At 74.1% G+C, this 9,162-nt stretch carries 9 protein-coding genes; 3 read left to right on the forward strand and 6 right to left on the reverse strand.

Annotated features, from left to right (window positions below):
- Positions 1-8: 8 nt before the first annotated feature.
- Genes ACFC1X_RS32510 through ACFC1X_RS32520 form a run of 3 tightly spaced genes read right to left on the reverse strand, consistent with a single transcriptional unit; the run spans position 9 to position 3,600 of the window.
- The gene (locus ACFC1X_RS32510) at positions 9-791 is read right to left on the reverse strand and encodes a 3-oxoacyl-ACP reductase (protein WP_376360654.1); all 783 of its coding nucleotides are present in this window, start codon (positions 789-791) and stop codon (positions 9-11) included.
- Complete coding sequence (locus tag ACFC1X_RS32515; RefSeq protein ID WP_376360657.1) at positions 788-2,227, reverse strand: aldehyde dehydrogenase family protein; 1,440 nt, start codon at positions 2,225-2,227, stop codon at positions 788-790. The genes ACFC1X_RS32510 and ACFC1X_RS32515 overlap by 4 nt, the downstream gene beginning before the upstream one ends.
- An 8-nt stretch (positions 2,228-2,235) precedes the next feature.
- Positions 2,236-3,600: a glutamine synthetase family protein gene (locus tag ACFC1X_RS32520; RefSeq protein ID WP_376360660.1), complete on the reverse strand. Its 1,365-nt coding sequence runs from the start codon at positions 3,598-3,600 to the stop codon at positions 2,236-2,238.
- A gap of 73 nt (positions 3,601-3,673) precedes the next feature.
- Between ACFC1X_RS32520 and ACFC1X_RS32525 the strand changes: the two genes are divergently transcribed.
- Both ACFC1X_RS32525 and ACFC1X_RS32530 read left to right on the forward strand, forming a co-directional pair.
- Positions 3,674-4,408, forward strand: coding sequence for a FadR/GntR family transcriptional regulator (locus ACFC1X_RS32525; RefSeq protein ID WP_376360663.1), 735 nt, complete (start codon positions 3,674-3,676; stop codon positions 4,406-4,408).
- 75 nt (positions 4,409-4,483) lie between these two features.
- Positions 4,484-5,176: a gamma-glutamyl-gamma-aminobutyrate hydrolase family protein gene (locus tag ACFC1X_RS32530; RefSeq protein ID WP_376360696.1), complete on the forward strand. Its 693-nt coding sequence runs from the start codon at positions 4,484-4,486 to the stop codon at positions 5,174-5,176.
- Between the two features lie 209 nt (positions 5,177-5,385).
- Here the strand turns inward: ACFC1X_RS32530 and ACFC1X_RS32535 are convergent, their stop codons facing one another.
- Positions 5,386-6,333, reverse strand: coding sequence for a LysR family transcriptional regulator (locus ACFC1X_RS32535; RefSeq protein ID WP_376360666.1), 948 nt, complete (start codon positions 6,331-6,333; stop codon positions 5,386-5,388).
- Positions 6,334-6,403: 70 nt separating this feature from the next.
- On the opposite strand from ACFC1X_RS32535, the gene ACFC1X_RS32540 reads away from it, so the two are divergent.
- Positions 6,404-7,561: a TDT family transporter gene (locus tag ACFC1X_RS32540; protein WP_376360669.1), complete on the forward strand. Its 1,158-nt coding sequence runs from the start codon at positions 6,404-6,406 to the stop codon at positions 7,559-7,561.
- Here ACFC1X_RS32540 and ACFC1X_RS32545 read toward each other — a convergent pair.
- Entirely contained in the window at positions 7,488-8,213 is a 726-nt protein-coding gene (locus tag ACFC1X_RS32545) for a helical backbone metal receptor (RefSeq protein WP_376360672.1), read from the reverse strand. The genes ACFC1X_RS32540 and ACFC1X_RS32545 overlap by 74 nt on opposite strands.
- A complete protein-coding gene (locus tag ACFC1X_RS32550) occupies positions 8,210-8,779 on the reverse strand; it encodes a helix-turn-helix domain-containing protein (RefSeq protein WP_376360675.1) in 570 nt (189 codons plus the stop codon). The genes ACFC1X_RS32545 and ACFC1X_RS32550 overlap by 4 nt, the downstream gene beginning before the upstream one ends.
- Positions 8,780-9,162: the final 383 nt, after the last annotated feature.

Consider the following 9,162-nt stretch of genomic DNA (forward strand, 5'->3'; position numbering starts at 1 on the left):
GCGGTGATCTACAGCGGTGTGACGTACGCCCCGGAAATCCCGCCGTCCACCAGGAAGTCGGTGGCGTTCACGAAGGAGGAGTCGTCGCTGGCCAGGAAGGCGACGGCGGCGGCGATCTCCTCGGCCTCGGCGAACCGCCCGACCGGAATGTGCACCAGGCGGCGGGCGGCCCGCTCGGGGTCCTTGGCGAACAGCTCCTGGAGGAGCGGGGTGTTGACCGGACCCGGGCAGAGCGCGTTGACGCGGATGCCCTCCCGGGCGAACTGCACGCCCAGTTCACGGGACATGGCGAGGACGCCGCCCTTGGAGGCGGTGTACGAGATCTGGGAGGTGGCCGCGCCCATCCGCGCCACGAAGGACGCGGTGTTGATGATGGACCCCCGGCCCTGGCGCCGCATGTAGGGGATGGCCGCCTTGCAGCACAGGTAGACGGAGGTGAGGTTGACCTCCTGGACGCGCTTCCACGCCTCCAGGCCGGTCTCCAGGATCGAGTCGTCGTCGGGCGGTGAGATGCCGGCGTTGTTGAAGGCGACGTCGACGCTGCCGTAGGTGTCGTACGCGGTACCGAACAGCGCCTCGACCTGTTCGGGGTCGGTGACGTCGACCTGGACGAAGGTCCCGCCGACCTCCTCGGCCGCCGCCTTGCCCCGGGTCTCGTCGACGTCGCCGCAGACGAGGTGCGCGCCCTCGGACGCCAGCCGGCGGACGGTCGCGAGGCCGATGCCGCTGCCGGCTCCGGTGACGACGGCGGTACGGCCGACAAGCCTGCGGCAGACGATCTCTTCGCTCACTGTGCGGGGCCCTCCGTGCTCGACGAGGCGGTGCTGATGAAGACGTTCTTGGTCTCGGTGAAGGCGGTCAGCGCGTCCGGGCCGAGTTCGCGGCCGAGTCCGGACTGCTTGAACCCGCCGAACGGTGTCCAGTAGCGGACGCTGGCGTGGGAGTTGACGGACAGGTTCCCGGCGCGGACCGCGGCCGAGACGCGCAGGGCGCGGCCGACGTCCCGCGTCCACAGTGAGCCGGACAGGCCGTAGTCGGTGGCGTTGGCCAGGCGGATCGCGTCGGCCTCGTCCTCGAAGGGCAGCACGACGGCGACGGGCCCGAAGACCTCCTCGACCGCCACCCGCGCGTGCGGGTCGGCGCCGGTGAGGACCGTGGGCGGGAACCAGAAGCCGGGGCCGCCCTCGGGGGCCTTGCCGCGGATGCCGTCGGCGCCGTCGGGGACGTAGGAGCGGACGCGGTCCAATTGGGCGCGGGAGATCAGGGGGCCCATGTCGGTGCCCTCGTCGGCCGGGTCGCCGACGCGGACGGACTCGATCGCCGGGGCCAGGAGGGCGAGGAAGCGGTCGTACACCGGGCGCTGGACGAGGATGCGGGTGCGGGCGCAGCAGTCCTGGCCGGAGTTGTCGAGGAAGGACATGGGCGTGGCGGCCGCGGCGGCCTCCACGTCGGCGTCGGCGAAGACGATGTTGGGGCTCTTGCCGCCGAGTTCGAGGGTGACGGGCTTGAGGAGCGCGGCGCCCTGGGCGGCCACCCGCCGGCCCACGGTGGTGGACCCGGTGAAGACGATCTTCGCCACGCCGGGGTGCTCCACCAGCGCGTCGCCCGCGACCGGCCCGTGTCCGGGCAGCACCTGGAACACCCCCTCGGGCAGTCCCGCGTCCAGGGCGAGTTCGGCGAGCCGCAGCGCGGTCAGCGGGGTCGTCTCGGCGGGCTTGAGGAGGACCGCGTTGCCCGCCGCGAGCGCCGGTGCCGTGCCCCAGGCGGCGATCGGCATCGGGAAGTTCCAGGGGGCGATGACGCCGACGACGCCGAGCGGTTCGAGGATCGTCACGTCCAGGCCGCCGGGCACGGGGATCTGGCGTCCGGTGAGCCGTTCCACTCCCCCGGCGGCGTAGTCGAGCAGGTCGCGGACGTTGCCGGCCTCCCAGCGGGCGTTGCCGATGGTGTGCCCGGCCTCGCGGACCTCCAGCCGGGCCAGTTCCTCCAGGTGCTCGTCGACGGTGGCGGCGAAGCGGCGCAGCAGCCGGGCCCGGTCGCCGGGGGCGAGGGCGGCCCAGGCGGTCTGCGCCCGCGCGGCCCGTACGACGGCGGCGTCGACGTCGGCCGCGGAGGCGGCGGGGACGGTGGCGACGACCTCTTCGGTGGCGGGGTTCAGTACCCGTAGTACGTCGGGCAGTTCGGCGGACGGGCCAGAGAGGTCGGACAGGTCGGGCAGGTCGGACAACGGGTGCCTCACATGCGTTCGAAGGAGCGGCGCAGTTCCCAGTCCGTGACGGCGGCGTCGTAGGCGTCGATCTCGACGCGCGCCATGTTGCGGTAGTGGGCGACGACCTCGTCCCCGAAGGCGGCCTTGGCGAGGGTGCTGTTCTCCCACAGCTCGGCGGCCTCGCGCAGGGTGGTGGGGACGTGGGCGTAGTCGGCGGTGTAGGCGTTGCCCGCGCAGGGTTCGGGCAGCTCCAGCCGCTGTTCGAGGCCGTGCAGTCCGGCCGCCACCATGCCCGCGACCGCCAGGTACGGGTTGACGTCGCCGCCGGGGAGCCGGTTCTCGAAGCGCAGGGAGCGGCCGTGGCCGACGACGCGCAGGGCGCAGGTGCGGTTGTCGTGTCCCCAGGCGACCGCGGTCGGCGCGAAGGAGCCGGGCTGGAAGCGCTTGTACGAGTTGATGTGGGGGGCGTAGAGGAGCGAGAACTCGCGCAGTGCCACGAGCTGTCCGGCGAGGAAGTGCCGCATGACCTCGGACATGCCGCCCTGCTGGTCGCCGGCCATGACGGCGGCGCCGTCCTCGTCGGCGAGGGAGAGGTGGATGTGGCAGGAGTTGCCCTCGCGCTCGTTGTACTTCGCCATGAAGGTGAGGGACATACCCTCCTGCGAGGCGATCTCCTTGGCGCCCGTCTTGTAGACCGCGTGCTGGTCGCAGGTGACCAGGGCCTCGTCGTAGCGGAAGGCGATCTCGTGCTGGCCGGGGTTGCACTCGCCCTTGGCGGACTCGACGGTGAGGCCGGCGCCCGCCATCTCGTTGCGGATGCGGCGCAGCAGGGGCTCGATGCGGCCGGTGCCGAGCACCGAGTAGTCGATGTTGTACTGGTTGGCCGGGGTCAGGCCGCGGTAGTTGGCGTCCCAGGCCTGTTCGTAGGTGTCCCGGAAGACGATGAACTCCAGCTCGGTGCCGGCCCGCGCGGTCAGGCCGTGGCCGGCGAGGCGTTCGAGCTGGCGGCGCAGGATCTGGCGGGGCGCGGCGAGCACCGGGGTGCCGTCCTCCCAGGCGAGGTCGGCGACGACCATCGCGGTGCCCTCGTTCCACGGCAGGCGGCGCAGGGTGGCCAGGTCGGCGTGCATGGCGAAGTCGCCGTAGCCGCGGTCCCAGGAGGACATCGCGTAGCCGTCCACGGTGTTCATGTCGGCGTCGACGGCGAGGAGGTAGTTGCAGCCCTCGGTGCCGTGTGCCAGGACCTCGTCGAGGAAGAAGCGGGCCGCGAACCGCTTGCCCTGGAGGCGGCCCTGCATGTCGGGGAAGGCCAGGACGACGGTGTCGATGTCACCGGCGGCGACGAGGGCGTGCAGTGCCTCGACCCCGAGCGGGGGTGTGCGGTCTGGCACGGGGAGAGCCTCCTTTGGCCGGGAGCCATAAGGTATTGCCGGGAACCATTGGTTGGGAAGGGGGCGCGGCCGCATGCCGGAGGAAACCGGGGGGAGCGTGACGGACCGGCTCGCACCGGTGTTGCGGCCGGTGCGGGCCGGCAACGGCTTCGAGGAGGCGCTGGAGCAGATCCTTCAGGTGGTCAGGCTGGGCCTGGTGTCCGGGGGCGAGCGGCTGCCGGCCGAGCGGGAGCTGGCGGAGCGGCTCGGGATCAGCCGGGTGACCCTGCGCGAGGTGCTGCGGGTGCTCCAGGACCAGGGGCTGGTGGAGGCCCGGCGCGGGCGGTACGGCGGAACGTTCGTGCTGCCGCGTGCGGACGCCGGCGGCGAGGACGAACTGCGGCGCCGGGTGGCCGGGGTCGACATCGAGGACGTGCTGCGCTTCCGTGAGGTGCTGGAGGTGGGCGCGGCCGGGCTGTGCGCGGCGCACGGGCTGACCGACGGCCGGGCGGCGCGACTGAGCGAGTCGCTGGCCGCGACCCGGGACGCGCCGTTGGCGGAGTACCGGCGGCTGGACACGAGGCTGCACCTCACCCTCGCGGAGCTGTGCGGGTCGACGGCCCTCGCGGCGCAGTACGCGGCGGTCCGGGCCACCCTGAACGACCTGCTGGACTGCATGCCGCTGCTGGTGCGCAACCTGGAGCACTCGCAGCGGCAGCACACGGCGCTGGTGGAGGCCGTGCTCGACGGGGACGCGGACGCGGCCCGCGAGATCACGCGGGAGCACTGCGCGGGGACGGCGGCGCTGCTGCGGGGGTTCCTGACGTGAGTGTGCCGCGCGAGTGTGTCCCGCGCGGGCAAAGGTATGAGGACGGTCCATAGCGGGAGGCGGAGGGCTCGGATGGTGACGGACAGACCGCTGATCGGCGTCAGCACGTACCTGGAGACCGGGGCGCGCTGGGGCGTGTGGGAACTGGAGGCGGCGCTGCTGCCCGCCGGGTATCCGCGGCTGGTGCAGCGGGCGGGCGGTCTGGCGGTGATGCTGCCGCCGGACGCGCCGGAGCACGCCGCGGCGACGCTCGCCCGCCTCGACGGGCTGGTGATCGCGGGCGGCCCGGACGTGGAGCCGGTCCGCTACGGCGCGAAGCCCGATCCGCGCACCGGCCCGCCCGCGCGCGCCCGGGACACGTGGGAGCTGGCCCTCATCGAGGCGGCCCTGGCCGCGCACGTCCCGCTGCTGGGCGTCTGCCGCGGCATGCAGCTCCTCAACGTCGCCCTGGGCGGCACCCTCGTCCAGCACATCGAGGGCCACGCCGAGGTGGTGGGCGCCTTCGGCGGTCACCCGGTCAAGCCGGTGCCGGGCACGCTGTACGCCGGTGTGGTCCCCGAGGAGACCTTCGTCCCGACCTACCACCACCAGGCGGTGGACCGCCTCGGCACCGGCCTCACCCCGTCGGCCCACGCGGCGGACGGCACGGTGGAGGCCCTGGAACTCCCGTCCGCGCCCGGCTGGGTCCTGGGCGTGCAGTGGCACCCGGAGATGGGCGAGGACGTACGGGTGATGCGGGCTTTGGTGGAGGCGACCCGCCCCTCCTGACCGGCCCAGAACCGGGTGCGCGCCCCCGAGGCACCCGGCGCCCGGGCACGCCCCGGAGGCGGGACGGACCGGCGCCCGCGGCGGCCCGCGGCACACCACACGTGGCAGAGCCTCCCCAGCACCGGGCGCGTCGGGCACGGGACAGACCGAGGCCCGCACCCCGGTGCACCCCACCACCGGAGCCCCGGGACGAGGGCGTGTCGCGCCCGCTACACCCGCGTCAGCGAAAGCAACTGCCGTGCCGGTCCCGTCGGACGATGGCCCGTGGGCCATACCGCCCGTAGGTCGCGGGCCAGGGTGACGTCCGCGAGGGGGACGCTCACCAGGCGGCGGGTGGTGAGTTCCTCGCCCACCGCGAGTTCGCTGAGGACGGAGGGGCCGGCGCCGCTCACCGCCGCCGCCTTCACGGCCGTGGTGGACGACAGCTCGATCAGGGGGCGGGCCAGGCCGCCCAGGGCCGCGTCGAGGACCTGCCGGGTGCCCGAGCCCTTCTCGCGCAGGATCAGCGGGGTCGCCGCCAGTTCCGCCGCCTCGAGCGGGCGCCGGCGGCGGGCCCACGGGTGGCCCGGCGCGGTCACGACGATCAGCCGGTCGCGGGCGATGACCGCGGAGTCGAGGCCCGCGGGGACGCTCACGCCCTCCACGAACCCGAGATCGGCCTCGTCGGCCAGCAGTCGCGCCGCCACCGTCGCCGAGTTCCCGGCGAGCAGGGAGACCGCCGTGTCGGGCAGCTGGGTGCGCAGGGCGACCAGCCAGCCCGGCAGCAGGTACTCGGCGATCGTCATGCTCGCCGCCACCCGCAGCCGCGAGTCCCGCCGGTCCCGCAGCGCCTGCGCGCCCGCGTCGAACGCCTCGGCGGCCTCGACGATCCGCCGCGCCCAGTCCGTGACCAGCACGCCCGCGTCGGTCAGCCGGGAGCCGCGCGGCGAACGGTCCACCAGCGCGACCCCCAGCTGCCGCTCCATCGACCGGACGCGGCTGCTGGCGGCCGGCTGCGTGATGCCCAGCTCGCGCGCGGCACCCCCGAGGCTGCCCAGCCGGGCCACCGCCAGCAGCAGCTCCATCGCGCCGAGGTCCGGCACCCGGTGCGCCAACGAACCCGGCACACCCTGACCGCCCTGACCGGCCTGCTCACCCTCCGCACTGCTCCTGCTCATAACCCCAGCTTATGCCCTCATAGAGACATGGTCCCTGGTCAGCGGCTTCGGCCGCGATGATCGTGGACACATGGTCACCGTCGCCCAGCCCCACTCCCCCGCCGCCGCCCCCACCCGGCGCGTCCCGGCCGTCCGCCATCTCGGGCCCAACTGGTACGCCTGCGTCATGGGCACCGCCATCGTCGGCAGCGCCGGAGCCGCGCTGCCGGGGCACATACCCGGGCTGCGCACCGTATGCACCGCGTTCTGGGCCCTGTCCCTCGTCCTCCTCGCGGCGCTGCTCGTGGCCCGTTCCCTGCACTGGTACCACCACCGGGACCAGGCCCGCGCGCATCTCCTCGACCCGGCCGCGGCCCCGTTCTACGGCTGCCTGTCGATGGCCCTGCTGGCCGTCGGCGGCGGCGCCCTGACGGTCGGCCGGGACTGGATCGGCACCTCGGCGGCGGTCGCCCTGGACGCCGTGCTGTTCACCGCAGGTACGGTCATCGGGCTCGCGGCGGCGGTCGCCGTGCCGTACCTGATGGCCGTACGGCACCGGGTGGAGCCGGGGCAGGCCAGCCCGGTGTGGCTGCTGCCGCTGGTCGCGCCCATGGTGTCGGCGGCCGTCGGTCCGCTGCTGGTCCCGCACCTCCCGCCCGGACAGCCCCGCGAGACGCTGCTGCTCGCCTGCGTCGCGCTGTTCGGCGTCAGCCTGCTCGCCACCCTGGTGACCCTGCCGGTGATCTTCGGCCGGCTGCTCACCGGCGGCCCGCTGCCGCTCGCGCTCACCCCGTCGCTGTTCCTGGTCCTGGGCCCGCTCGGGCAGTCGACGACCGCCGTGGGCCAGTTCGCGGACGTCGCCCCGGGCGTCGTCCCGGCGCCGTACGCCGAGGGCTTCGGGGTGCTCGCCGTGCTGTACGGCGTGCCGGTGACGGGCTTCGCGCTGATGTGGCTGTGCCTGGCCACCGCGCACGTGGTGCGGGCGCGGCGCGAGGGCATGGGCTTCTCGATGACGTGGTGGTCGTTCACCTTCCCGGTGGGCACCTGTGTCACCGGCGCGGAGGCCCTGGCCCGGCACACCGGGCTCGTCGTCTACGACGGGCTCACGGTCGTCCTGTACGCCGTGCTGGTCACGGCCTGGGCGGTCGCCGCCGTGCACACGACGCGCGGCCTGTTCAGCGGTGTGCTGCTCGCAGCGCCGCGGCCAGTGACCGGGGCGCCTCGGCCAGTGACGGCCCGTACCACGTGAGGTACCGCCCGTCGACGAGGGCGCAGGACAGGCCGGGAAAGGACTCCGGGCCGTCGTCGGCGGTGAAGCGGTACGGCTCGTCCGGCAGGACCACGACGTCCGGGCGGGCCGCCCGCAGTTCCTCGACGGGGATCTTCGGATACCGCTCGGGGTGGGAGGCGTAGAGGTGGTCGACGCCCAGGCGGGACAGCACGTCGCCGGCGAAGGTGTCGCGGCCCAGCACCATCCAGGGCCGGCGCCAGATCGGCACCACGGCGGTGCGGCGCTCCCCGGGCGGCGGGGACGACAGAGCGGACCAGGCCGCCTCGGCCTCGTCGAGCCACCGGGGCCGGGAGGGGGCACCGCAGGCGGTCAGCACTCGGTCCAGCTCGGTAAACGCCTGCGGAACGGTGCGCACCTCGGTCACCAGCACCTCGACGCCCGCCTCGCGCAGGGCGTCCAGGTCGGGGGCGCGGTTCTCCTCCTCGTTGGCGATCACCAGGTCGGGGGCGAGGGAGCGGATCCGGTCGGTCTTCGGGTTCTTGGTGCCGCCGACGCGTACGACGTCGAGCCCGGCCGGGTGGGTGCACCAGTCGGTGGCACCGGCCAGGACACCGGGGAGCGTACGGGCCACCGCGTCGGTCAGGGACGGCACCAGGGAGACCACCCTCACCGGCGGGGTCCCTCCCGGACCGCCTCGATGTGCTCGGCGACGGCGACCACGACCAGCCGGGTGTCGGGCACCGTGGCCCGCCAGCGGTGCCGCACGCCGCCCGTGAGGTACAGCGTGTCGCCCCGGCCCAGCCGGTAGGCGCGGCCCTCGGCCTCGATCTCCACGGCGCCCTCGGCGACGAACATCAACTGGTCGTTGCGGTACTGCAGTTCGCGGCCCGCGTCATGGTCGCCGGTGAACTCGGAGGCGTGCATCTGGTGGTGCCCGCGCACCAGCGAGCGCACCTTGGGCGCCAGCTCCGGGTCGGGGTCCTCGTTGCGGACCACGTCGACGCTGCACGCGGGGTCGGCGGCGGCGAGCAGTTCCACGGCGGTGGTGCGCAGGGCGTCGGCCACCTTCTCCAGGGAGCTGCGGCTGGGCCGCGCCCGGTCGTTCTCGATCTGGCTGAGGAAGGGCACGGACAGGCCGCTGCGCTCGGACACCACGGCGAGGGTCAGGTCGAGGGTCCGGCGCCGGCGCCGTACGGCCGCGCCCACCCGGAGGTGCTGATCTTTGTGGTCGCCCATCGCTCCGGCTCCCTCCTTCACCCGTCGTCTACCGCCGCGGTGCCCGTTTCGGGTCGCCGTCCTCCTGATGAGTTCTCTGCACCCTACGCATGTTCGGCAAACCGTTTCATGCGGCCGTCACATCGATGTCACGGTGCGGTGGCCGGGACCTCACAGTTCTCGCCACGCGCGGGCCGCTCCGTCCGACGTGCCGGACGCCTTACCGGTTCAAGGCTCGGACGGCCCCGCGTGTTCCCGCCAGCCCCTCCCGCCCCGGCGAGGCGATGCTCAGGCAGGGGGTTGGCGCTCCGTGGTTGTCCAAATCCCTACCGTGTCCCCGCCCGGCACGACCCGAGGGGTGGGGGCCGCCGCGCGCGCGAGCGGGGGGGGGGCGGCGCCCCCCC

This window comes from Streptomyces sp. NPDC056128 (assembly GCF_042263835.1).
Lineage (GTDB): Bacteria > Actinomycetota > Actinomycetes > Streptomycetales > Streptomycetaceae > Streptomyces.